Here is a 23,457-nt window from a genome sequence, read left to right as displayed (position 1 = left end):
CTACCCTTCGGTCCAGGCGAGAAGGTCGTCGACGGACCACGTGTTGATCACCCGATCCGGTTCGACGCCCCGCTCGGCAGCGCGCTCACAACCGTAGCCCAGCCACGCGAGTTGCCCGGGTGCGTGGGCGTCGGTGTCGATGGAGAACAGGCACTCCGTCGCCAGCGCGAGATCGATCAGGCGTGACGGGGGATCGCGGCGCTCCGGCCGGGAGTTGATCTCCACCGCGGTGCGGTGGTCGCGGCACGCCGCAAACACCTTCTCGGCGTCGAACTTCGATTCGGGACGCTGCCCGCGACCTCCCGTGACGAGCCTGCCCGTGCAGTGCCCCAGCACATCGACGTGAGGGTTTTCGACAGCACGGAGCATCCGCTTCGTCATCACGTCACGGTCGGCACGGAGGTGGGAGTGCACGCTGGCCACCACCACGTCGAGTTCCGCGAGCAGGCCCTCGTCCTGGTCGAGCGTTCCGTCGTCGAGGATGTCGACCTCGATTCCCGTGAGTATCCGTGCGCCCTCGCCCTTCTCGTTGATCTCCGCGACCACCTCGAGCTGAGTGAGAAGGCGTTCGGCGCTGAGCCCGTTCGCGACCGTGAGCCGGGGGGAGTGGTCGGTGAGCGCGTAGTACTCGTGCCCGATCATCGACGACGCGGCGCGGTGCATCTCGTCGATCGAGCTGCCGCCGTCCGACCAGTCCGTGTGGGTGTGCAGATCACCGCGCAGCGCCGCGAGCAATTCTTGCCCGCCTCTCCCGATGGGTTCGGCTTCCTCGCGCAGCCGGGCGAGATACTCGGGAACGCCGTCGAAGGACTCGCGTATCACCGCTGCGGTCTTCGGACCGATGCCGGGCAGTTCCGTCCAGTTGTCCCGGCGTCGCCTCGAGGACCGCGCCACGTCGTCGAGTCCGGCGACGATGTCGGCCGCGTGCCGGAAGGCCTGGACGCGGTAGGTGGCGGCGTGCTCGCGTTCGAGATAGAACGCGACCTCACGAAGAGCTGTGACCGGATCCATCTCTCCATTGTGGCAACGCGGGTCCGTACGGTGGAGGCCATGCCGAAATGTCCGATTGCTCTTGCCGTCGCCGTCGCGGGCGGTATGTCCGCGTTCGCCTGGGTGTCGTCACAGGTGAGCGCGCAGGCGCAGGGCCGGATGGTGGACATCGCCGAAGCACCCCCTGCGCCCGTGGTGATCGTGCCCGGCGCCCGGGTGCGTGCGGGTGCGCCGATGACGTACCTGCGAGGACGGCTCGACGCGGCCGTCGAGTTGGTCCGCAGCGGCCGGGTGCGGGCGGTGCTGGTGTCGGGCGACGCGGCGGGTACGTCAGGCGACGAGATCGCGGCAATGGTGGGGTACCTCGTTGCGCACGGCGTCGACCGCGAGCAGATCGTCACCGATCCGTACGGCCTCGACACCTACGACACCGCTCGCCGGGCGGTGGAGACCTACGGAGTCCGGCACGCGCTGATCGTGACGCAGTCGTTTCATCTGCCCCGCGCCGTCGCGCTGTGCCGCCGGGCGGGCATCGACATCACGGGTGTCCGGGCGAGCGGGGACGTACGAACCCGTACCCGCGTCCGGAATCTTCTCCGCGAGCATCTGCTCTCGCGACCGAAGGCATTCCTGGAGTTGCGGTTCCCCCGTGACCCGGTGGTGTCGACGCCGCGCGACGGCCGGCTCGCCGACATCCTGGCGGTGCGCTGAGCAGGCGGTGTCCTGCCGCGATCGCCATGCCCTCCGCGCGGCTCATAGTGTGGACCCATGCGTCCAACAGCTCTCATCACCGGCGGAGGCCGCGGCCTCGGTGCCGCGATCGCCCGTGAACTCGCCCCCACACACGATCTCCTGGTCGGTGGGCGCAGTCGCGGTTCCCTCGACGCCGTGCTCACCGAACTTCCGGCCGCCACCGCGTGGCCGGTCGATCTCCTCGACCACGATGCCGTTGCACGATCCACGGGGAGCATCGAGCACCTCGACGTTCTTGTACACAACGCCGGAATCGCGGAACTCGGAACGATCGCCGACGGGAACGCCGGTCAGTGGCGCGAGACGTTCGAAAGCAATGTCGTCGCCGTCGTCGAGCTCACCCGGTTGCTGCTCCCTGCGTTGCGTGCAGCGAACGGGCATGTGGTGCTCATCAATTCGGGAGCGGGTCTCCGCGCGAATGCGGGCTGGGGTGCGTATGCGGCGAGCAAATTCGCGCTCCGCGCGTTCGGCGACGCGCTGCGGCTCGAGGAGCCGTCGCTGCGCGTCACCTCGGTCCACCCCGGCCGGATCGACACCGACATGCAAAGGGCGATCATCGCCACCGAAGGTCGGGAGTACGACCCGGAGCAGTTCTTGAAGCCGAGCACGGTGGCCCGGGCGGTGCGGCAGGCGATCGAGACCCCGCGCGACGCGCAGCCCACGGAGATCGTTCTGCGTCCCTGGTGACGCGGGTGCGCCCCGGAGCCGCAGGACTCAGAAGGGCAGCGGAATGACGACCGGGGGTCCGCCGGGAATCGGAATCTGGATCTGAGGGGGCGGCGGCGGAGGTGGCGGGGCCGGCGCACGAGGCGGAGCCGGAGCAGGCGCCGGCGGTGGCTGTGGAGCCGGCTCGGGTGCCGGCGGCGGCGGAGGCGGCACGAACACCGGGGGCCGGGCGGGTGGCGGTGCCACCGGCGGTGCGGGTTCGGGTGCCGGAGCGGGCTGCGGTCGCTGCTCCTGTGCACGCTGCTCGGGCGACGGAGACGGTTCGGGTTCCGTCGGCGCGACCTCCGGTGGCGGAGGGGGCGCGGGCGCCTGCTTGCCTTCTCCGATCCGGACGGGCAGGAGGCCACCGGTCATGATGTCGACGACCCGGAACTCCTCGATGGGCTGGGCCGCCGGTTGAACGACGAACAGCCGTTCGGGATTCAGGCCGGACCAGCTTCGGCCCTCGAGCTCGGCACCTTCTGTCAGCACCGGCGACGACAGGGGATTTCCGCGGGCACATCGGACCTTGGGGACTCCGCGGTTGTCGACGAGCACGATCGTTCCCGTCTCGAGTACGGACTGGACGGGTCGTGCCACGCCGTCCTCGTACTCGTGGAGGGTGACGCGCGTATCGGCGCGGAGCAGCACCGGGGTGAGCTTGGCGATATACCCCCGGATGTCGGGGACTTCGAGGACGTCCCGCCACGCGTCTGCCTTGGAGCGGTCACCTTCGAGCGTGTCTACCAGTGCATTCCGGTCACACAGATCTCGTTCGAGGCTCCCGCCGTAGAGAGCGGCCCGGTCACCCGACACCGCGGGCGTCGCGCCGTCCGCCGCCACCGGGTCGCCGGCCGTCTCGACGACATCGCGTGCGGGCGGGGGTACGGCCACGGGCGCTTGCGCCGGGAGCAGTCGGCCGGTCCACGGATATTCGCCTTGCGACGTCGTCACCTGGAGTCGCACGGTCGGGGGTTCCTCCGAACCGCCCGATGTGCACGCGCCCGCCACAAGCGTCGCGGTGAGCGCGAGCACCAGCCCGAATCCACGCACTGTGTCGGTGGCCACGTCGCCATGTTAGGGCGATGGCGTACGGAGATATGGCTATTCGGCACTTCCCGCGGGCGAGACGACGTCGGACACGAAGCGGAGGAGCAGAGCGTCCACCTCCGCCTTCCGTTCCATCTGCACGAAATGTCCGGCTCCGGGGAGAAGATGAATGCCCCGCAAGTCGGGCACAGCGGCGCTCATCCGCTCGAGCGCTCCAGGACCGGACATCGTGACGACCGGATCCCGGTCGCCCGCGACGAAGAGCGTCGGCACCGTGATCTCGGCGCCCTCGTAAGGAGCCGAGGCGAGCCAGTTCGCGTCGTACGCCCGGTACCAGCACAGTCCGCCGCCGAAGCCGGTGCGGTCGAATACCGCGGCGTACGTGTCGAGTTCCTCCTCCGAGAGCCACGCCCACGGAAGGGCAGGTGCCTGCGGGAGCACGTCGAGATAGCCGTTCCCCTCGGACGGGTGATTCCACACGTCGAGGTACCGGTACTCACCGGAAAGAGCGAAGAACAGCCGCTGCAGGAATTCTCGCGCCCGCGGATCGAGTTCGGCTTCCGCGACGCCGGGTTCCTGGAAATAGTGCAGGTGCAGAAAATGCTGTCGTGCCATCTTGCGGTACAACTCCGTCGGACGGGCACGGAGCCTGTCCGGCGCGTACGGCACGGCCAGCAGGACCAGACCGGCGACGCGAGAAGGATGACGCAGCGCCGTGGTCCACGCGGCGGGCGCACCGAAGTCGTGGCCGACGAACACCGCGCGGGCGATCCCGAGAGCGTCGAGCAGTCCGACGAGACGGTCGGAGGTCGCGACGGCTGTGTACTGCTCGACGGTGGCCGGACGATCGGTGCCGCCGTACCCCGGCATATCGGGCGCAATCGCCCGATATCCGGCTCCGGCAAGCGCGGCACTCTGGTGCCGGAAGCTGTAGCCCAGACCCGGGAAGCCGTGGCACAGGACGACGGCGGGGCCGTCGCCGCTGTCGTCGATGTTCCACGTGAAACCGTCGACGTCGACGGTGCGGGACGCCATCAGGACGCCGGAACGGTCTTCATGTCCTCCTGGCTCCAGTACGCCTTCATGCTCGAGATTCGCGCCTCGTCGTCGAACGTCATGACGTCGACGACCTCCATGACCAGATCCTGCTCGCCGAGGTGGGTGACGAGCCGGAAGAGGAACGCCGCGTTGTTCTCGGCGATCTTGAGTTCGAGTACTTCGCCCGTCTGCGTCATCGGCTCGATCACACCGTAGAACTCGCGGAGTTCGGCCTCGGTGGTGCGCACGGGCGTACCGATCGGGTCTTCGACCGTGGCGCCGGGCGCGTAGAGCGCAAGCACATCGTCGACCGTTCCCTTCGCGACCGACCGGACATAGTTCTCGACGGTGGCGCGGATCGCGTCACGGGTGGGTGCCATGGGTGAGCCCTCTCGATTTCTGGAACGTGTTCCACGTTGGAGGCTAGAGCACGACGCGCATTCCGACCAGGCTGTGATCACACAGTCCTGGGCCACAGTGGTGCCATGCTTACCCCACCACCGACGGTTCGACCCGCGACGCCAGGAGCACGATGCCCGAGACCCTCGCCTTCACCCTCGACGGACACGCCGGCACGCTCGCGGCCAGGCAATGGGAGACGGCGACGCCCCGATACATCGCGTTGTTGTGCCACGGCTACGGGGAACACGCCGGCCGCTACGACCATGTGGCCGCGCGACTCGTCGACGACGGCGCCGCGGTGTACGCCGTCGACCATGCCGGTCACGGACTCAGCGACGGCGAGCGCGTCTTCGTGCCCGATTTCGAGCTCGTGGTGGACGATTTCCGCCGCCTCGATCTCACCGCCCGGCGCGACCACCCGGGGCTTCCCGTCGCCCTGATCGGACACTCGATGGGCGGCATGATCGCCGCACGGTACGCGCAGCGATTCGGAGACGAACTCGCCGCCGTCGTTCTCTCCGGGCCGGTTCTCGGTACGTGGCCGGTGGTCGACACGCTGCTGGCGGCGGACGAGATCCCTGATACTCCTATCGATCCCGAGACACTCTCGCGCGATCCGGAGGTGGGACGCGCGTACATCGACGATCCTCTCGTGTGGCACGGACCGTTCCAGCGGGTCACCGTGCAAGCCCTGAAGGCGTGTCTGGACCTCGTCACGGCGGCCGGCCCGGTCGAGACCGTGCCCGTGCTGTGGCTGCACGGAGAAGACGACCGCCTCGTGCCGCTCGACGGAACCGCGAGCGGCTGGTCCACCTTCGCCGGCAGCACGTCGTCGTCGAAGGTGTACCCCGGCGCGCGACACGAGATCTTCAACGAGACCAACCGGGACGAGGTTCTCGGTGACGTGCTCGATTTCGTGCGCAGCCACCTGGGGGAAGCCCGCACGGGCGGGTGACGACACCGGGAATTCTCCGGTCGGTTCAGGATTGAAGCGTGCCATTCGCGGTTATCCCGCCGAAAGCCACTTTCTCGTGGACCCATCGGAAGGAGTTCCCGTGGCCGAAGAGGATGCATCGCACAAAGCCCGTGAAGGGTTGAGGAAATCCGTGGTCGGCAAGTTCAAGGAAGTAGCCGGAGCGCTCACCCGCAACGACTCCCTGACCGCCGAAGGCCGCCTCGAGCAGGAGGAGGCACGCAAGCGCAAGGAAGCGGACACGTCCGCACAGCTGGCGGACGCCGAAGCCAAGCAGGCCACCGACCATCTCGAGGCTGTGCACGAGGCCGGCCGCCAGGAACGTGCGGCGGCGGAACGCCGAGCCGACGCCACAGAGACCCGTGCGCACCAGGAAGCCGAGATGCGGAAGCACGAGGCCGAACGCGAGCAGCAAGAGCAGGTGGCGCGCGAGAAAGCCCAGGCGACGCGCGACGCGGCCCTCGCCGAACAGCGTGCCCGGGCTGGGGAGAACGCGGAGGCAGCCGACGTTGCCGCAGACGTGGGCGACGCCCACGCGGAACACGGAGAAGCCGTCACCGACGCCGAGCGCGCACGCCTCGAAGCGGAACAGGAACGCCGCCGGGCCGAGGCTCTCGGACAAGCGCTGGACGAGCACGACCGCTGACGCGGGCGTCAGCGGCGACCCCGCGAACCGTGTTCGACGAGACCCCGACTTCGTACGGCCCACAGAACCGGAGACTGGAGATGTGCCCATGAATCTGACCGCCTTACCCAAAAGCGTTCTGCGACTGCAATATCGCATCGCCCGATTCCCTCTGGGCGTGATCGAACAGCAGTTGCGGTTCCTCCCGTCCGACGCGGCACCGCGACTGATGTACGAGCGCGGCCTCGGCATGCTCGACGGCATTGTCGGCAGTGTGGTGGGAGACGAGGACATCGCCACACGCGGGGCGCTGGCCAACGAACGCGCGCAGGCCGTGATCCGCGCCGAAGAACTCGACCGGCAGGCGGCCGACGAAAAGCGGGCTGCAGACGAGGAACTGCGGCGCGCGCACGAACGCGCGGCGGACGAGCGCGAGGAGGCGCGACGGAAACGCGAACGCGACGTGGAGCAGGCGCGAGCCCAGCGCGACGAGCGCGAGAAGCAGGCCGCACAGGAAGCCGCGCAGAAGAAGGCAGCGCAGACCGCGCAGGCCACGAAGCAGGCCGAGAAGCAGCAGCAAACCGCCGAAGCGGCGAAGCGGAAGCAGCAGACGGCCGTTCGGGAGGCCGAGAAGCAGGCATCCGAACCGGCCAAGATCGCGCTCGAGGATGCCGTCGCCAAGAAACTCGAGTCGAAGAAGGCCGAGCAGGACGCCAAGAAGGTGGGGAACCTCGCCGACGCGGAGAAATCCTCGCGGCGTTCGGCTTCGAGGCAGTCCAAGTAGCAGAAACCGACAGTGCCCGGCAGCTCGTGCGAGCTGCCGGGCACATGTCTACGTGAACACGTCTACTTCACGACGTTGACCATCTTGCCCGGTACGACAATCACTTTCCGGGGCGCGGCGCCGCCGAGCATCTCGACGATCTTCTCGTCCGCCAGCGCGGCGGCTTCGATCGCATCCGGCTTCGCATCGGCGGGCACCGTGATGCGACTGCGCACCTTCCCGTTGACCTGGATCGGGTACTCGACGGAGTCCTCGACGAGCCACTTCTCGTCTGCGGTCGGGAAGGGCCCGTGCGCAAGCGATTCCGTGTGTCCGAGCCGGGACCACAGTTCCTCGGCGAGGTGCGGCGCCACCGGAGCGAGCATGAGCACGAGGGGTTCGACCGCACTGCGCGGCGCACCCGCCGGGTACTGCTTGGTCAGGTGGTTGGTGTACTCGATCAGCTTGGCGATCGCGGTGTTGTCACGCAGGTGTGCGTAGTCGTCCGTCACCCCGGCAACGGCCTTGTTGAGCGCACGCAGGGTCTCGTCGCCGGGCGTCTCGTCCGTGACCCGCACATCGCCCGTCTCCTCGTCGACCACCAGTCGCCAGGCACGCTGCAGGAAGCGGGACGCACCCACGACGTCCTTGGTCGCCCACGGACGCGACTGGTCCAGCGGGCCCATCGACATCTCGTAGACGCGGAGCGTGTCGGCACCGTAGTCGTGGCAGATCTGGTCGGGCGCAACGGAGTTCTTGAGCGACTTGCCCATCTTTCCGTACTCGCGGGCGACTTCCTGCTCGCCGTCGGGACCCGTCCAGAAGAACTTTCCGTCGCGTTCGACGACGTCCTCGGCCGGGACGTAGACACCGCGCGCGTCGGTGTAGGCGTACGCCTGGATGTATCCCTGGTTGAACAGGCGCCGGTACGGCTCGGACGAGGTCACGTATCCGAGGTCGAACAGCACCTTGTGCCAGAAACGCGCGTACAGCAGGTGCAGCACCGCGTGCTCGACGCCGCCGACGTACAGATCGACGCCGCCGGGATCGTTCGGCCCGTACAGATCCGGGCGCGGCCCGGTCCAGTACTGCTCGTTCTCCTTGGCGCAGAACTCCTCGTTGTTGAGCGGGTCGATGTAGCGCAGCTGGTACCACGAGCTGCCTGCCCACTGCGGCATCACATTGGTGTCGCGGGTGTAGCGCTGCAGACCGTCGCCGAGGTCGAGTTCGACGTTCACCCAGTCCGTGGCCTTCGCGAGCGGAGGCGAGGGGGCCGAGTCGGCGTCGTCGGGATCGAACGAGACGGGAGCGTAATCCTCGACCTCCGGAAGCTCCACGGGCAGCATTGATTCGGGGATCGCGTGAGCCTCGCCCTGTGCGTCGTAGACGATGGGGAACGGTTCGCCCCAGTAGCGCTGGCGCGCGAAGAGCCAGTCGCGCAGCTTGTACTGGACGGTTCCGACTCCCGCCCCGGACTCCTCGAGCTTCGCGATGATCGTCTTCTTCGCGTCCGGCACCGCCAGACCGTCGAGGTAGTCGGAGTTCACGAGCACACCGTCGCCGGTGTATGCCGCCTCCGAGATGTCGCCACCGGTGATGACCTCGCGGATCGGCAGCCCGAAGGCGGTCGCGAATTCCCAGTCACGCTGGTCGTGGCCCGGCACCGCCATGATCGCTCCGGTGCCGTACCCGGTCAGGACGTAGTCCGCGATGAAGACCGGCAGCTTCTCCCCGTTGACGGGGTTGACCGCGTAGGCGCCGACGAAGACGCCGGTCTTCTCCTTGCTCTCCTGCCGCTCGAGATCGGACTTGGCCGCGATCGACGCGCGGTACGCGGCGACGGCGTCACCTGGGGACGCGGCGCCACCGGTCCAGCGGGCATCGACACCCTCCGGCCAGGATGCGGCGACGATCTCGTCGACCAGCGGATGCTCGGGTGCGAGAGTGACGTAGGTGGCACCGAACAGCGTGTCGGGCCGGGTCGTGAAGACCTCGATATCCGAATCATGCCCGGCCACACCGAACTTCACCTGTGCGCCGTGGCTGCGCCCGATCCAGTTGCGCTGCATCGACTTGACCTTCTCGGGCCAGTCCAGGTATTCGAGATCGTCGATGAGCCGGTCGGAGTACGCCGTGATGCGCATCATCCACTGCTGGAGGTTCTTCCGGAACACCGGGAAGTTCCCGCGTTCGGAACGGCCGTCCGCGGTGACCTCCTCGTTGGCGAGCACCGTGCCCAGGCCGGGGCACCAGTTGACCAGCGAATCCGAGCGGTACACGAGGCGGTAGCCGTCGAGAGCGGACTGCTTCTCGGCATCCGACAGGGTCGACCAGTCACGGCCGTCCTCGAGGGAGCGGACACCCGCGTCCAGTTCCGCCTCGAGTTCGGAGATCCGGCGGGCCTTCCCTGCCGACCGGTCGTACCACGCGTTGTAGATGGTGAGGAAGATCCACTGCGTCCAGTGGTAGAACTCCACGTCCGTGGTCGCGATGGAGCGACGCTCGTCGTGCCCGAGTCCGAGGCGCCCGAGCTGGCGCTGCATGTTGGCGATGTTCGCCTGGGTGGTCGTGCGGGGATGGGTCCCCGTCTGGACGGCGTACTGCTCCGCCGGCAGCCCGAAGGCGTCGTAGCCGAGTGTGTGCAGCACGTTGCGGCCCTGCATGCGGTGATAACGCGCGTAGACGTCCGTCGCGATGTAGCCGAGCGGGTGGCCGACGTGCAGGCCCGCACCCGACGGATAGGGGAACATGTCCTGCACGAACAGCTTGTCGGCCGGCACATCGCCGGCGAGCGCGCCGACGGGATTGGCGGCGTGGAAGGTGCCGCGCTCGCGCCACAGCTCCTGCCAGCGCTGCTCGATCTGCCCCGCGAGTTCGGCGGTATACCGATGCTTCGGGGTGGCGTCGGACGACTGCTGCTGTGCGGCAGCGTGCGGCTGTGCGGAGGTCTGATCGGGACGGGTCACGGTGATCGCTATCTACTCGGCCGGCGTTTGTGGGCTCCTACCAGGGTAGAACGTGCCCGAACCCGACCTCACCGGCGCCTTCGGCCGACGCGTATCCTGACCGAGTGCTGATCGTCGCCCTTCTGCTCTTCCTGCTCGCTCTCGTCGTCGGAGCGGTCGGTGTCGCAGCGCTGGCCGGGAAGTTGCCGCGTAACCGCTGGGCCGGAGTGCGCACCCCCGACTCTCTTCGCGACGACACCACGTTCGCGCTGGCCAACAAGGTTGCCGCCCCCAGCATGCTCGGGGCTGCCGTCCTACTCGCCGTGGGCGGTATCGCCTGCCTGACCCTGCCGACCGTCGCGGCGATCATCGCGATCGTCGTCACCGTCGGGGCGGCGCTCGTCACCGCCGGTGCCGGTGGTGCGGTCGGTGCGCGGGTCGCGGCGGCGACGAAGCCCACGGAATCCGAGGGATGCGGCTCGTCCTGCGGTGCGTGCAGCCTGCGCGGGGCGTGCGAGCCGAGCGCCTGACAGATCCCGGCGCCGGCGTCGCCGGCAACGCAGAACGGCTCCGAGCCTCTACTGTGAGGCCGTGTCGCAGAGTGAGGCCGTGTCGCAGACCCGCGTGATCGATCCTGTCGGTGTTGTCTTCGGCATCGTGGTTCCGGTACTCGCCGCCGCCTCGATCGTCGTTCTCGCCCGTCTCTGGGAGCCACGGCTACCGGCCGAGGTGGCAACGCACTGGACCGGATCGCGCCCGGACGGCTTCGGACCGGTCGGCTCGTCGGCGTGGACGATGGCGCTGCTCGTCGTGATGGTCGGGGGCGGTTGCTGTGCGATCGCGGCGCTCGCCCGGTCGTTGCTGCTGATGCGGCGCTACATGCTCGTCATCGGTCTCGGGGTCACCGGGGTGATGGTCGCGACATTCGTCGCCGTGCTCGGCGCCCAGCTCGACGTCGCGGACGCGACACAGACAGCATTTCCCACCTGGTCGATCGCGGTCGGCACGGTCGCGGGTGTCGCAGTCGGATGGCTCGGTGCGGCCCTGCTGCGCGACGGACGCGAACGCACACCCGCATCACGGCCGCCCGCACCCGATCTGCCCCGCGGACCGGTCGAATCATCACCCCTGGTGGACCGAGTCGGTATCGGCGCCGGTGCCACCGTCGTCCTGCTCGGCTCGATCCTCGTGCCCACCGTCCTCGTGTGCGCAGCCACGGACAGCTGGTGGCCGACGGCGGTCGTCGTTCCGGTCGCCGTCCTCGCCGTGAGCCTGCTGCGCTTCACCGTGATCGTGGACGAGAAGGGCATCCGGGTGCGCAACCTCGCGACGGATGCGGTGGTCTACGACCTCGACGAGATCGTCGGGGCCGAGGTCACCGAGACCCGGCCCTTCCAGGACTGGGGCGGCTGGGGTTTGCGGGTGAAGGGGCGCGGCAGATACGGCCTCGTCACCACCACCGGACCGGCTGTGGCGGTGTCAACGGCGTCGGGCCACGTCTTCACGGTCACCTCGGCACGCGCCGATGAGCTGGCCGGGGCACTCAACACCCTCGCGGATCGACGCGGCGCCGCAGTATCCACCGACCCCACCGGGTTGACGGAACCGTCCACCTGACGGTCGGTCAGTTCCGCTCGATCTCGATCGGATGCGTCGCGAGCAGCGCGAGCGGGAGCGGCTGACGGCGCAGGACCCGCGCCCAGAGGTCGACGTGCGCGGGAGTGAAGATGTCGTAGGGGAGCGCGGAGACCACCATCCAGTCGTCGTTGCGCAGCTCCCCGTCGAGTTGACCCCCGCTCCATCCCGCGTACCCGGCAAAGATCCGCACGGCTTCGACGTGCCGGGCGATGACGGCCGGATCCGAATCGAGATCGATCATCACGACGCGCCCGTCGACCCGTCGGATACCGGGCACACCGTCGACGGACATTCCGACCGGGACCGTGCCCAGACACAATGCCGAACTCCGGTGAACCGGGCCGCCGACGAACAACGCCTTCGGCGCCGCCGCGAGCCGCGTCCACCGTGGCAGCATCGCGTCGACCGAGGTATTGCTGATGCGGTTGAGGACGACGCCGAAACTGCCCGCGTCGGTGTGCTCCACGACGTAGACGACGCTGCGGCGGAAAGTCGGTTCGGTGAGGTCGGTGGCGGAGACGAGGAGACTTCCGGGCCGCACCTTCGGAGTCACAGGTGCGGTGCGGTCCTCGGGTTCCTCCTGGTGCTGCGCCACGAGAGACATTCTGTCACCGGCGTCACCGCGATGTCGGCCGGAACCCGGCTGTCCGCGCGAGCAACGCGAGGTGGTGGTCGAACAACGACTCCGGGTCCGTGAAGGTGTCCGTGCCGTACTGGCCGAACACTTCGAAACTCACCGCCCCGAACAGCGCCGGCCACACGAACAGACCGCGCGCCAGAACGTCGTCCGGCAGGTCTGCGGAAATCTCGGCACGGATGCGATCGAGATCACCGACGAGCCCGGCGGTTGTGGGGACTTCCGTCGCCTCGTCCAGCGCCGCGGCCCGGTGGGCCTCGACCAGGATGCGTACCAGAGTCAGAACGACGCGGGTCCCCGGCTGGGTGGTCCGCTCGGCGGGTGCGTGATAGCCGGGCACAGGGGTACCGAAGATCAGGCCGTACCGGGCCGGCTCGGCACGCGCCCAGGCTCGCACCGCCCGGCCCAACGCGAAGAAGCGTGCCCGGTGGTCGGCGGCATCCACGGCATCGACGGCTGCGTCGACGGCATCGCCGAGTTCGTCGTAGGCATCGATCACCAGCAGGGTCAGAAGTTCGTCGCGGCTTGCGACGTACCGGTAGACGGCCGAGGAGACCACCCCGAGATCGCGGGCGACCGCCCGCAACGACAGGGCCTCGGCGCCACCGGCGGCGAGATGCTCACGGCCGATGGCCACGATGTCCGCCATCGTGCGGGCACGAGCCCGGGCGCGGGGTGTTGTCACGTCGCCCAGCCTGCCCTACCGGAAGCACCGCAAACAAATGTGAGCGCTGCTCCCTGCCGCGCCGGGCGGGACATCCGCGCAAAGTCGCGATCGATAGGGTCGCGTGTGTGCGGGACTCCCAGAAACAGGCGTGGCGATCGACCGCGACGGCGCTACGGCATTCCCCGGGACTCGCGCGACTGACAGCCGTCCGGTTCGCCGGGCAGTTCGGGGACGGTCTGTTCCAGGCCGCCCTCGGCGGAGCCATCCTCTTCAACCCCGAACGTCACACGAATCCGGTGGACATCGCCGTAGGGTTCGCGGTGCTTCTGCTGCCCTATTCGGTGATCGGACCGTTCGCCGGAGCCTTGCTCGACCGCTGGGATCGCCGTCTCGTCCTGGTATGGGCCAACGCGGTACGCGGAGTTCTCGTCGCGTCCGCGGCGGCGGTACTCCTCGTCGGCGGGCCACAACTGCCCCTGATGCTGCTGGCACTTGCCGCCGTGGGGGTGAGCAGATTCGTTCTCGCCGGAGTCTCGGCATCACTTCCCCACGTGACGAGGCAGTCATGGCTCGTCCCGGTCAATTCCGTTCTGGCGACCGCGGGTTCGGTGGTCGCCGCAGTGGGTGCCGCCGTCGCGGTCGCGACGATCGGTGTCGTCGGTGCGGGGGACACGGCTTCCGGCATCGCGGTGGCGGTCGGCGTGACCGGATCGATCGTCGGCGCCGCCGCAGCGGCAGGGTTCCCCCGCAACGCGCTCGGACCCGACGGTGCACGACTCCGTTCGCCCGCGAGCGCGGTACTCGCCGGCCTGCGAACCGGCGCGGGCGCGGTCGCCGAGAATCCCGGAGTCGCTGCCGCGCTGCTCGGTATCGGGGCGCACCGCATCGTGTTCGGCCTGAACACACTCATCACGCTTCTCGTCCTGCGAAACGCCGACAACCCGTCGGACCTACCCGGTGGGCTCGCCGGATTCGGTGCCGCGGTGGCCTGCACGGCGGCGGGAATGCTCCTCGCCGCCGCCCTCACACCGTTCCTCCTCCCACGGCTCGGGCGACCTCGTGCGGTCACCGCCGGATTGCTCGCCGCCGCGGTCGTGCAGTTCGCGTTCGTCACCTCCTTGACGACGGGATCGTTGCTGATCGCCGCTTTCCTCCTCGGGGTCGCGGGACAGACCATCAAGCTGACGGGCGACGCCGCCATGCAGATCGAGATCGACGACGCGCGTCGCGGGCAGGTATTCGCGTTGCAGGACACCGTGTTCAACCTGGCGTTCCTTGCCGCGATCGCCGCGTCGGCCTTCCTGATCGCGCCGGACGGGCGCAGCCCGGGACTTGCCCTGGCCGGCGGGCTGATCTACGTGCTCGCCCTGGCCGGCGTTCTCGCACTCGGGCGGTCGCGGACCTAGTCACGACCCCCGCAGGGCCGGAAGCGCGGCGCGATGAACGCGAATCTCCATGGCCTTGACGACGAACCACACGGCCGAGCCCGGCTCGAGACCGAGATCCGCAACCGCGGCGGGCGTCACTTCGGCCGCCAGACCGGCGACTCCGGTGCGCACCAGCACCGTCGAGCCCCGGGCCTCGACTTCGGTGACGGTCACCTCGAACGCATTGCGGGGACTCCCGTGTGGCTCGTCCACGTACACCGCGACCGCGGCGGGGGAGAAGACGGCCGCGGCCACATCTCCCGGTACGCACTCCTCGTCGACGACGCCGTGCACGGCACCGACCTCCGTCTCCACGCCATCCGCTGTCACCGTGCCGGCGATCAGGTTCATCCCGGCGATCTGTGCGGCGAAAGCGCTCCGTGGCCGGGTGAGGACGTCCCGCACCGCGCCGTGTTCCACGACACGTCCCGATTCGACCACCACGACGCGGTCGGCGAGGGCCAGGGCGTCGAGGGGGTCGTGTGTGACCACGAGCGCCGTGCGCCGGTCCTCACGCAGTATCCGGCGCAGCAGTGACCTGATCGCCGGCGCCGCAGCGACATCCAGCGCGGCCATGGGTTCGTCCAGCAGGAGCAACTGCGGGTCGGCAGCGAGAGCGCGGGCGATCGCGACCCGCTGAGCCTGCCCGCCCGACAAACGGTGCGGTTTGCGGTCGGCGAACGCCACAGCGTCGACGGCGTCGAGCCAGCGCAACGCCTCGGTATGCGCGGCGCGGCGGCTCATTCCGGCACTGCGCGGTGCGAAGGCTACGTTGCCCGCAGCGGTCAGGTGCGGGAACAGCAAAGCCTGTTGTGCCAGCAGGGCAACCGACCGGCGATGGGGCGGCACCGCGACACCCGCCGACGTGTCGGTGAGGATCCGGCCACCGAGCTCGATCCGGCCTTCGTCCGGAAGAACCAGTCCTGCAATCAGGTTCAGCAGCGTCGATTTCCCGGCACCGTTGGGACCGAGGATCGCGACCACGCTGCCCGATGCCACGTCCAGGTCGAAGTCGACGGACCGTGCGTCCACCCGTGCGTGCACGTGCAGTTCGCTCACCAGTCGCCACCTGCCCGGCGTCCGCGTGCGGCCACCACGATGAGCACTGCCACGACGACCAGGAGCAGCGACAACGCCACGGCGGCATCGGGATCGGTTTCCCGCTGCAGATAGATCTCGAGAGGGAGGGTGCGGGTGACGCCCTGGAGGCTGCCCGCGAAAGTGAGAGTCGCGCCGAATTCCCCGAGCGCCCGCGCGAACGCCAGGATCGCACCGGAGACGAGTCCCGGCAGCACCAACGGCAGGGTGACCCTGCGGAAGACCGTAGTGGGCCGGGCGCCCAGCGTCGACGCCACCGCCTCGTACCGTCGGCCCGCGGTACGCAACGCTCCCTCGAGACTCATCACCAGGAACGGCAACGCCACGAAGGTCTGTGCCAGCACGACAGCGGTGGTGGAGAACGCGATCCGGATCCCGAACGCCTCGAGGTGCTCACCGATGAGGCCGCGTCTGCCGAAGGTGTACAGCAGCGCGATCCCACCCACCACGGGTGGCAGCACGAGCGGCAGCAGGACCAGTGAACGGAGCACCGGCATCACGCGGGACGTGCTGCGTGCGAGCACGGCAGCCATGGGCACACCGCATACGATGCACAGCACGGTGCTGGTGAACGCGGTCCGCACACTGAGCGCGAGCGCCTGCATCGATGCCTCGGACGTGACCAGTTCCGGGAAGCGGTGCCAGTCGACGGAGAGCACGATCGAGACCAACGGCAGCACCACGAACAGGCCGCCGGCGATCGCCGGAAGATAGATCCACGCCGGCAGACCGGTCGGGGTGCGGGCCGCCGTCATGGACCGGCGAACCCGGCTTCCCCGAGAATCTCCAGTCCTTCGGGTCCGGCGACGAAATCGACGAACGCGCGGGCGGCGTCCGGATTCCGGGAATCTTCGAGTACGGCGATCGGATAGGAGTTGACGGAGTCCCCGGACTCGGGAAACGCCACGACGGTGACGGCGTCGCCCGCGGCGCGCGCATCGGTGACGTAGACCAGTCCGGCGTCGGCCTGTCCCGAGGTGACCTTGGCGAGCACGTCGGCGACGGAGGATTCCTCGCTGACCGGCGACAGTTCGGTTCCGGTCGCCTCCTCGGCGCGCACGGTGGCGGCGCCGCACGGCACCTGGGGTGCGCAGACGACCGCCGACACGCCGTCGCGGCCGAGGTCGTCGAACGAGGTGATGCCCTTCGGATTCCCCGGCTCGGTGACAATCGTGAGCGTGTTGGCCGCGAAGGGCACCGGATCACCGGCGACGAGACCCTCGTCCACGACGCGGGACATCGTGACGGTATCGGCGGACGCGAACACGTCGGCGGGTGCGCCCTGCGCCAGTTGGCCGGCGAGGTCCGACGACCCTGCGAAGTTGAACACCACGGCGGCGTCGTCGTGCACTTGCTCGAACGCGGTGCCGATCTCGGTGAACGTGTCCCTGAGCGACGCTGCCGCGAACACCGTGACAGTGCCCGTCACACCGTCACCCGACGGATTCCGATCACTCTGTTCCGAACCGCAGGCGACCGAAGCCAGTGCCACGGACGCCACCAGGATCCATCCTGCGCGCACGCGCCTCACGAGGACCCTCCGGGTGTTTCGATGATGACGGTTGTCGCTTTGACGACCGCGACCGCGACGCTGCCCGGTTCGAGGCCGAGTTCCCGCACCGCTTCGGTGCTCATGAGAGATACGACCCGATGCTGCCCGCACTGCATCTCGACCTGCGACATCACCGGGTCCGAGACGACCCGGGTGACGAGACCGACGAATTTGTTGCGGGCGGAACTCCCGACGCCGAGCAGATCCGGTGCCGCGTCGGCTTGGGCCCGCGAGAACGCCGCGAGTTCGCTGCCGTCGACCACTTTGCGGCCGGTGTCGTCCTTGCTCGCACGAAGGGCGCCCTGGTCGATCCAGCGCCGCACGGTGTCGTCGCTGACACCGAGCAGGCGTGCGGCGTCGCGGATACGGAAAGTCGTCACGATATGTTCCGCACACAAGTCACGAACTGGACGATACGTCCGCAGATGCGGTTGTATCAACCTTCTCAGTAGACGTCGCGCACGTACCGCTTCTCAGCACTCAAACGATCGACGTATGCCGCTGCCGCCTCCTGGTCGAGCCGGCCGTGGGTCTGCACCACCTCGCGGAGCATCGCGTCGACATCTTTCGCCATGCGCCCGGCGTCCCCGCAGACGGCGAAATGAGCGCCGTCCTCCAGCCATCTCCAGAGCTGGGCGCCCTGCTCACGCATGCGGTCCTGCACGTACACCTTCTGTCGCTGGTCACGCGAGAACGCGAGGTCCAGCTTGGTGAGGAACCCGTCGGCGTGCATCTTCTCGATCTCGTCGCGGTACAGGTAGTCGGTGTCCGACCGCTGGTCGCCGAAGAAGAGCCAACTGCGACCGGTGTGCCCGGATTCGCGGCGGTCGTGGAGGAAGGCCCGAAACGGCGCGATCCCCGTTCCCGGCCCGACCATGATCATCGGAGTATCGCCGGGTGGTGGCCGGAAGTGCGGATTCCGCTGCACGAAGATGGGGATGTCGACGCCCTTGCTGTGGTCGGCGAGGAAGCCCGAGCACACGCCGGCCCGGTCGCGGCCCTCGAAGCCGTATCGCACCACCGACACGGTGAGCTGCACCTCCCGCGGGTTGGACTTCGGACTCGACGAGATCGAGTAGCTGCGTGGCTGAAGCCGCGTGAGCACACCGAGCCACTCGTCGAGCGGTGCCTTGAACGGGTATTCGGCGATGACATCCATCGCCTGCCGCCCCCACAGCCACCGCTGCAATTCCATCTTGTTTCCGGGTCGCAGCAGCTTGGCGAGTTCCGGACTCCCGCTCTGGCGTTGCACGAAGCGCAGCAATTCGGGAGTGGTCCTGGTGATGTCGAGGTACCGAGCCGCGGCCTCCCGGAGAGGGACGGTGGGACGATCGACGCTTTCGACGGGCGCCTCCGCGTCGAGCGCGGTGACCTGCATCCATTCTTCGACGGCCTCGGGGCAGTTGGTCGGCATCACCCCGAGGGCATCTCCCGCACAATATTCGAATTCCGGGTCGAACAGCTCGAATCCGAACTGCCGCACATCCTTCGACGATCCGGCTCCACTGAGTGCGATGTTGCGTGTCAGGCGGGTGACGAGCGGGGACTTGCGGCTGTACACGGATGCCCGCGGCGGGACAGGTTGCGCGGGCGCGTCACCGGCCACCAGATTCTGGACCGAGCACACCCATTCGTTCGCGCGGTCCTCGAAATCCGGTTCACAGTCCACGCGTGGAACCATCCGGGTCGCTCCGAGATCGGCCAGCCGGTCGTCCACCTTGCGTCCGTACCCGCAGAAGTCGTCGTAACTGGAGTCGCCGAAAGCCAGTACCGCATAGCGGGTACCGGCGAGCGACGGTGCGTCTGCACCGTTCAAGCTCTTCCAGAACGCCGAAGCGTTGTCCGGCGCGTCGCCGTCACCGAACGTACTTGTCACCACCAGCAATTCCGGTATCTGCACGAGATCCGCGACGGTCAGCGTCCCCATCCCGACCGCGGTGGCCTCACGTCCCGCGGCACGAAGACGCTCGGCGCAGGTGTGCGCGAATCCTTCGGCATTCCCCGTCTGCGACGCCCACGCCACCACGACCGGCGGTTCCGGGTTCCGGTCCCCGGCCGCGGCATCGGAGCCGGCGTCGATCGCAGCGCTCTGCGAGTACATCCCCGCGAACAGTCCGTCGAGCCACGCCCGGGTCGCGGGAGGAAACGGCGCCGAAGCCGGCAGCGACGGCGCGGCGGTGACATCGGACGACCGCAGACCGGCGAGAAGACCTGCGAGATAGCGTTTCTCGTCGTCGCCGAACAGGGGAGCGGGGATACCGCCGACTCCGAGCGTCTCCGCGAGCCGTCCGACGACCGAATCGTCGGCGGGCAGGGAAGGGGATACAGGTGCTGCCGCGACTTTCGTCACGGCGACCGCGCAGAACTTGAATTCTGGCTGGAGCGACGCGGAATCGACGGCGTCGTTGGTCACGACGTTGATCGCGCGATCGTTCCCGAACAGGTCGTTCCAGTGGAACGGGGCGAAACAGTTTCCCGGCATCACCCGATCGGTCACCACCGCCGGAAGGACGGCGCGCCCCCGCCGCGATGCGATGTCCACCGCGTCACCGTCGACGATCGACAACCGCGCGGCATCCTCGGGACTGATCTCCACGAACGGTCCGGGGTCGAGTTTTCCGAGCTTGGCGATCTTGCCCGTCTTGGTGAGCGTGTGCCATTGGTGTTGTACGCGACCGGTATTGAAAACGAACGGGTAGTCGTCGTCGGGCAGTTCGGCTGTGGGCAGATGCGGACGGGGGAAGAACCGGGCTCGTCCGTCCGGTGTCGCGAAGGCCAGTTCCGGTACGGATCCGTCGTCGCGGACCACCAGCGTCCGGCTGTCTCCGTCGTTGAGATACCGGACCGGACTGCGATCGTCGGTGCGGCCGGGGCCACACGGCCATTGCACCGGGCCGTGCCGCAGCCTGTCGTATGTCACGCCGCGCAGGTCGTACCCCGTCTGCGGATTCCAGAACTGCGTGATCTCGTCGAAGATCTCCTCCGCGCACGAGTAGGTGAACGCGTCACCGAACCCCATCTCACAGGCGACACGCGCGATGATCTGCCAGTCGGGCAGTGCCTCTCCGACCGGTTCGACGGCCTGTTGCAACAGGTTCAGAGTGCGGTCGGATCCCACTGTCACGTAGTCGGACTCCGCCCACAGGGCACCCGGAAGGAGGATGTCGGCGTATGCATTCGTTTCGGTCTCGAGGAACACGTCCTGGGCGATGACGAGTTCCGCGTTCTCGAGACCCTCGAGAACGGTCGCCCGGTTCGCGACCGAGGCCACCGGGTTGGTGCAGATGATCCAGCACGCCTTGATCGTTCCTTGTGCCATTTCCCGGAACATGTCGACGGTGCCGGTGCCTGCTTCGGCGCGCAGCGTGCCGGGAGGTAGCGCCCACTGCTCCTCGACGAACACCCGGTCGTCGCCGGACAACACGCTGCGCTGGCCCGGCAGGCCGGGACCCATGTACCCCATCTCGCGACCACCCATCGCGTTGGGCTGACCGGTCAGCGAGAACGGGCCGCTTCCGGTGCGGCAGATCGCTCCCGTGGCGAGATGGAGATTGCAGATCGCGTTGGTGTTCCAGGTGCCGTGGGTGCTCTGGTTGAGCCCCATCGTCCAGCAACTCATCCACTCGCCGGCCTCGCCGATCCATCGTGCAGCCGTGCGGATGTCGGCTTCCTCGAGGCCGGTGATGCCGGCGACGAGAGCGGGCGGGTACTCGGCGAGGAACTCCTCCATCGCTTCCCAGCCCTCGGTGTACTCCTCGACGAAGTCACGATCGACGTGCCCGTTCTCGACGATCAGGTGGAGCAGGCCGTTGAGCAGTGCGAGGTCGGTACCCGGCGCGATCTGCAGGAACAGGTCCGCTTTGTCCGCGGTGGCGGTGCGCCGAGGATCGACGACGACGAGCTTGGCCCCGGCTCGGACACGTTCCATCATCCGCAGGAAGAGGATGGGGTGACAGTCGGCCATGTTCGAACCCGAGACGAAGAACAGATCGGCGTGCTCGAAGTCCTCGTACGAGCCGGGTGGCCCGTCCGAACCGAGCGACTGCTTGTAGCCGGTGCCCGCAGAGGCCATGCACAGCCGCGAGTTCGATTCGATCCGGCTCGTGCGCACGAATCCCTTGGCGAGCTTGTTCGCGAGGTATTGCGCCTCGAGCGACATCTGTCCGGAGACGTAGAACGCCACCGCATCGGGTCCGTGGGTTCCGATGATCTCCGTGAGACGGCGTGCGGTGTCGGCGACGGCCGCGTCCACCGGCACCGGCGAAGGAGCGCCGCCGCGGCGGTCACGCACGTACGCGGTCTCGAGACGGCCCGCCGCAGCCAGCATCTCCGCGCTTGTCGCACCCTTGGTGCACAGGCGCCCCCGATTGGTGGGGTGCTCCTTGTCGCCGTACGCCTTGACCACCCTGCGGGCACCGGTATCGGGATCGGTGGCGACGTCGAGCACCATGCCGCACCCGACACCGCAGTAGGAGCACGCGGTCTTCACCGTCGTGATGTCATCCCGCATCCGAATCTCCTACCCGGCACCGCGTCCGCCGGCAGTGAACCGAGGGGCACGCCGTTGCCGTCGCCGATACGACGACTTCCATGCTGCGGACTCGGTGTTTCGGACGCGTCACATGGGATGAGCACGCTGTGACATCTGGCTCACGGGTGACGGGAGGAGGTGTGAGGTGCCGGCAACACGCTCAGGACTTCGGTTGCTGCTCCCACCATTTCAGGAGCTCGGCCTCGGCGTCGTCGCGATCGAGTGGACCGCGATCGAGGCGCAACTCCTTGAGGAACTTCCACGCCCTGCCCACCTCGGGGCCCGGCGGAATGCCGAGAACTTCCATGATCGCGTTGCCGTCGAGATCCGGGCGGACCTTCGCGACGCCCTCTTCCTCCGCCAGTCGCGCGATGCGCACCTCGAGATCGTCGTAGGTGGCCTGCAGTGCTGCGGCGCGCCGTTTGTTGCGGGTGGTGCAATCGGCCCGAACCAGCTTGTGGAGCCGGGGGAGGAGGTCCCCGGCATCGTGCACGTACCGCCGCACCGCCGAGTCCGTCCATTGGCCCTTGCCGTACCCGTGGAAGCGCAAGTGCAGAAACACCAGCTGGCCGACGTCCTCGATCATCTGCTTCGGGTACTTCAGGGCCCGCATCCGCTTGCGCACCAGCTTCGCCCCGACCACCTCGTGGTGATGGAAGCTGACGCCGCCGCCGGCCTCGTTGCGCTTGGTGCCGGGCTTGCCGATGTCGTGGAGCAGCGCCGCCCAGCGCAGCACCAGGTCCGGGTCGCCGTCCTCGAGATCGATCGCCTGGGTGAGCACGGTGAGCGAATGCCAGTACACGTCCTTGTGCTGGTGATGCTCGTCGATCTCGAGTTTCATCGCGGGGATCTCCGGGATGACGCGCTCCGCCAGGCCGGTCTCCACCATGCACTCGATGCCGTCGACCGGATGGTCCCCCAGGATCAGCTTGTCGAGTTCGGCCCGCACCCGCTCGGCGCTGATGCGCAAGATCTCGTCCGCCATCTCGCGGATCGCCGTCTGGACCCGCTCGGTGAGCGAAAAGCCCAGTTGGGAGACGAATCGGGCCGCCCGCAACATGCGCAGCGGGTCGTCCTCGAACGAGTCCTCGGGCCGAGCCGGAGTGTCGAGAACACCTGCGAGCAACGCGTCGAGCCCACCGAGCGGGTCGACGAACTCACCGGCACCGTCCGGACCGATCCGAACGGCCATCGCATTGACGGTGAAGTCACGGCGTACGAGATCGTCCTCGAGGCTCGTTCCGTACTCGACGACGGGATGGCGGGTGACACGGTCGTAGGCGTCGCTGCGGAACGTGGTGATCTCGAGTTGTTCGGATCCCTTTGCCGCGCTGACCGTGCCGAAGTCGATGCCGGTGTCCCACTGATGGTCCACCAACCCGCGCAGCAGTTCCTGGACCTTCTCGGGGCGCGCGTCTGTCGTGAAGTCGAGGTCGGTACCCAACCGGCCGAGAAGCGCGTCGCGGACGCTCCCTCCGACGAGATACAGCTCATGGCCCGCCTCGGTGAACCGCGCACCGAGTGGGGCCAGGACATCGGACAACGAGCGCAGAGTGACGTCGGCTCCGGCGAGCAACCGGGTTCGGCGGTCGAGGTCTGCGGTGGGTGAGTTCACGTCTTTGCACCTTACCGAGCAGGGCGTTCGTGTGGTTGAGCCGGGACC

21 protein-coding genes are annotated in these 23,457 nt (G+C 68.2%); 8 read left to right on the top strand and 13 right to left on the bottom strand.

The genetic code is table 11. The features are described from left to right. Complete coding sequence (locus HF877_RS09665; protein WP_169620936.1) at positions 1-1,011, bottom strand: PHP domain-containing protein; 1,011 nt, start codon at positions 1,009-1,011, stop codon at positions 1-3. Between the two features lie 84 nt (positions 1,012-1,095). Between HF877_RS09665 and HF877_RS09660 the strand changes: the two genes are divergently transcribed. Then, positions 1,096-1,701, top strand: coding sequence for a YdcF family protein (locus HF877_RS09660; protein ID WP_240952249.1), 606 nt, complete (start codon positions 1,096-1,098; stop codon positions 1,699-1,701). Between the two features lie 57 nt (positions 1,702-1,758). Next, a complete protein-coding gene (locus HF877_RS09655) occupies positions 1,759-2,430 on the top strand; it encodes an SDR family oxidoreductase (protein ID WP_169620934.1) in 672 nt (223 codons plus the stop codon). A gap of 27 nt (positions 2,431-2,457) precedes the next feature. Here HF877_RS09655 and HF877_RS09650 read toward each other — a convergent pair whose 3' ends face one another. From HF877_RS09650 to HF877_RS09640, 3 genes are read right to left on the bottom strand one after another with little or no spacing between them, the layout of a single operon-like run. Next, positions 2,458-3,516: a DUF6777 domain-containing protein gene (locus HF877_RS09650; protein ID WP_169620933.1), complete on the bottom strand. Its 1,059-nt coding sequence runs from the start codon at positions 3,514-3,516 to the stop codon at positions 2,458-2,460. 36 nt (positions 3,517-3,552) lie between these two features. Beyond that, positions 3,553-4,533 (bottom strand): alpha/beta hydrolase, encoded by a 981-nt coding sequence (locus HF877_RS09645; RefSeq protein WP_169620932.1) that lies wholly within the window; start codon positions 4,531-4,533, stop codon positions 3,553-3,555. Next, positions 4,533-4,916, bottom strand: a complete 384-nt coding sequence (locus HF877_RS09640) for a nuclear transport factor 2 family protein (protein ID WP_169620931.1) — start codon at positions 4,914-4,916, stop codon at positions 4,533-4,535. The genes HF877_RS09645 and HF877_RS09640 overlap by 1 nt, the downstream gene beginning before the upstream one ends. 152 nt (positions 4,917-5,068) lie before the next feature. On the opposite strand from HF877_RS09640, the gene HF877_RS09635 reads away from it, so the two are divergent. From HF877_RS09635 to HF877_RS09625, 3 genes are all read left to right on the top strand, one after another. Continuing rightward, positions 5,069-5,893, top strand: coding sequence for an alpha/beta hydrolase (locus HF877_RS09635; RefSeq protein WP_169620930.1), 825 nt, complete (start codon positions 5,069-5,071; stop codon positions 5,891-5,893). Positions 5,894-5,993: 100 nt separating this feature from the next. Continuing rightward, positions 5,994-6,557 (top strand): CsbD family protein, encoded by a 564-nt coding sequence (locus HF877_RS09630; protein WP_206036881.1) that lies wholly within the window; start codon positions 5,994-5,996, stop codon positions 6,555-6,557. Positions 6,558-6,645: 88 nt separating this feature from the next. Continuing rightward, positions 6,646-7,320 (top strand): IF2 family translation initiation factor, encoded by a 675-nt coding sequence (locus HF877_RS09625; RefSeq protein WP_169620928.1) that lies wholly within the window; start codon positions 6,646-6,648, stop codon positions 7,318-7,320. Between the two features lie 62 nt (positions 7,321-7,382). Here the strand turns inward: HF877_RS09625 and leuS are convergent, their stop codons facing one another. Beyond that, on the bottom strand, positions 7,383-10,265 hold the full coding sequence (gene leuS / locus HF877_RS09620) for a leucine--tRNA ligase (RefSeq protein ID WP_169620927.1): 2,883 nt from the start codon (positions 10,263-10,265) through the stop codon (positions 7,383-7,385). Between the two features lie 104 nt (positions 10,266-10,369). Between leuS and HF877_RS09615 the strand changes: the two genes are divergently transcribed. Then, positions 10,370-10,774 (top strand): SdpI family protein, encoded by a 405-nt coding sequence (locus tag HF877_RS09615; RefSeq protein ID WP_169620926.1) that lies wholly within the window; start codon positions 10,370-10,372, stop codon positions 10,772-10,774. 79 nt (positions 10,775-10,853) lie between these two features. Continuing rightward, positions 10,854-11,861, top strand: coding sequence for a DUF1648 domain-containing protein (locus HF877_RS09610; RefSeq protein ID WP_169621081.1), 1,008 nt, complete (start codon positions 10,854-10,856; stop codon positions 11,859-11,861). 7 nt (positions 11,862-11,868) lie between these two features. Here the strand turns inward: HF877_RS09610 and HF877_RS09605 are convergent, their stop codons facing one another. Both HF877_RS09605 and HF877_RS09600 read right to left on the bottom strand, forming a co-directional pair. Next, complete coding sequence (locus HF877_RS09605) at positions 11,869-12,486, bottom strand: YqgE/AlgH family protein (RefSeq protein ID WP_206036880.1); 618 nt, start codon at positions 12,484-12,486, stop codon at positions 11,869-11,871. 13 nt (positions 12,487-12,499) lie between these two features. Then, a complete protein-coding gene (locus tag HF877_RS09600; protein WP_169621080.1) occupies positions 12,500-13,168 on the bottom strand; it encodes a TetR/AcrR family transcriptional regulator in 669 nt (222 codons plus the stop codon). 143 nt (positions 13,169-13,311) lie between these two features. Here HF877_RS09600 and HF877_RS09595 point away from each other — a divergent pair, with 143 nt between their 5' ends. Further along, complete coding sequence (locus tag HF877_RS09595; RefSeq protein WP_169620924.1) at positions 13,312-14,592, top strand: MFS transporter; 1,281 nt, start codon at positions 13,312-13,314, stop codon at positions 14,590-14,592. Here HF877_RS09595 and HF877_RS09590 read toward each other — a convergent pair whose 3' ends face one another. The 6 genes from HF877_RS09590 to HF877_RS09565 all read right to left on the bottom strand — a co-directional run bounded on the left by HF877_RS09590 (position 14,593) and on the right by HF877_RS09565 (position 23,409). Next, positions 14,593-15,672: an ABC transporter ATP-binding protein gene (locus tag HF877_RS09590; protein ID WP_169620923.1), complete on the bottom strand. Its 1,080-nt coding sequence runs from the start codon at positions 15,670-15,672 to the stop codon at positions 14,593-14,595. It lies immediately after the preceding gene. Further along, positions 15,669-16,466 (bottom strand): ABC transporter permease, encoded by a 798-nt coding sequence (locus tag HF877_RS09585; RefSeq protein WP_169620922.1) that lies wholly within the window; start codon positions 16,464-16,466, stop codon positions 15,669-15,671. The genes HF877_RS09590 and HF877_RS09585 overlap by 4 nt, the downstream gene beginning before the upstream one ends. Beyond that, complete coding sequence (gene modA, locus HF877_RS09580) at positions 16,463-17,197, bottom strand: molybdate ABC transporter substrate-binding protein (RefSeq protein ID WP_240952242.1); 735 nt, start codon at positions 17,195-17,197, stop codon at positions 16,463-16,465. The genes HF877_RS09585 and modA overlap by 4 nt, the downstream gene beginning before the upstream one ends. A gap of 41 nt (positions 17,198-17,238) precedes the next feature. Further along, complete coding sequence (locus HF877_RS09575; protein ID WP_169620920.1) at positions 17,239-17,643, bottom strand: TOBE domain-containing protein; 405 nt, start codon at positions 17,641-17,643, stop codon at positions 17,239-17,241. Between the two features lie 65 nt (positions 17,644-17,708). Continuing rightward, positions 17,709-21,773 carry a bifunctional nitrate reductase/sulfite reductase flavoprotein subunit alpha gene (locus tag HF877_RS09570; protein WP_169620919.1) on the bottom strand — a complete coding sequence of 1,355 codons (4,065 nt, stop codon included), beginning with the start codon at positions 21,771-21,773 and terminating at the stop codon, positions 17,709-17,711. 181 nt (positions 21,774-21,954) lie between these two features. After that, complete coding sequence (locus tag HF877_RS09565; protein ID WP_169620918.1) at positions 21,955-23,409, bottom strand: CCA tRNA nucleotidyltransferase; 1,455 nt, start codon at positions 23,407-23,409, stop codon at positions 21,955-21,957. Positions 23,410-23,457 lie beyond the last annotated feature (48 nt).

The organism is Rhodococcus sp. BL-253-APC-6A1W (assembly GCF_012843405.1).
In the GTDB taxonomy this organism is placed as follows: domain Bacteria; phylum Actinomycetota; class Actinomycetes; order Mycobacteriales; family Mycobacteriaceae; genus Rhodococcus.
Note: the sequence above shows the minus strand (reverse complement) of the source record. Positions and strands in the feature narration are given on the sequence as shown.

What these genes read in the sequence shown, in the direction of transcription:
- HF877_RS09570 (WP_169620919.1), bottom strand. Translation starts at nt 21,773, where the DNA reads ATGCGGGATGACATCACGACGGTGAAGACCGCGTGCTCCTACTGCGGT.
- HF877_RS09585 (WP_169620922.1), bottom strand. Translation starts at nt 16,466, where the DNA reads ATGACGGCGGCCCGCACCCCGACCGGTCTGCCGGCGTGGATCTATCTT.
- HF877_RS09635 (WP_169620930.1), top strand. Translation starts at nt 5,069, where the DNA reads ATGCCCGAGACCCTCGCCTTCACCCTCGACGGACACGCCGGCACGCTC.
- HF877_RS09640 (WP_169620931.1), bottom strand. Translation starts at nt 4,916, where the DNA reads ATGGCACCCACCCGTGACGCGATCCGCGCCACCGTCGAGAACTATGTC.
- HF877_RS09655 (WP_169620934.1), top strand. Translation starts at nt 1,759, where the DNA reads ATGCGTCCAACAGCTCTCATCACCGGCGGAGGCCGCGGCCTCGGTGCC.
- HF877_RS09665 (WP_169620936.1), bottom strand. Translation starts at nt 1,011, where the DNA reads ATGGATCCGGTCACAGCTCTTCGTGAGGTCGCGTTCTATCTCGAACGC.
- HF877_RS09625 (WP_169620928.1), top strand. Translation starts at nt 6,646, where the DNA reads ATGAATCTGACCGCCTTACCCAAAAGCGTTCTGCGACTGCAATATCGC.
- HF877_RS09660 (WP_240952249.1), top strand. Translation starts at nt 1,096, where the DNA reads ATGTCCGCGTTCGCCTGGGTGTCGTCACAGGTGAGCGCGCAGGCGCAG.
- HF877_RS09605 (WP_206036880.1), bottom strand. Translation starts at nt 12,486, where the DNA reads ATGTCTCTCGTGGCGCAGCACCAGGAGGAACCCGAGGACCGCACCGCA.
- HF877_RS09600 (WP_169621080.1), bottom strand. Translation starts at nt 13,168, where the DNA reads ATGGCGGACATCGTGGCCATCGGCCGTGAGCATCTCGCCGCCGGTGGC.
- HF877_RS09645 (WP_169620932.1), bottom strand. Translation starts at nt 4,533, where the DNA reads ATGGCGTCCCGCACCGTCGACGTCGACGGTTTCACGTGGAACATCGAC.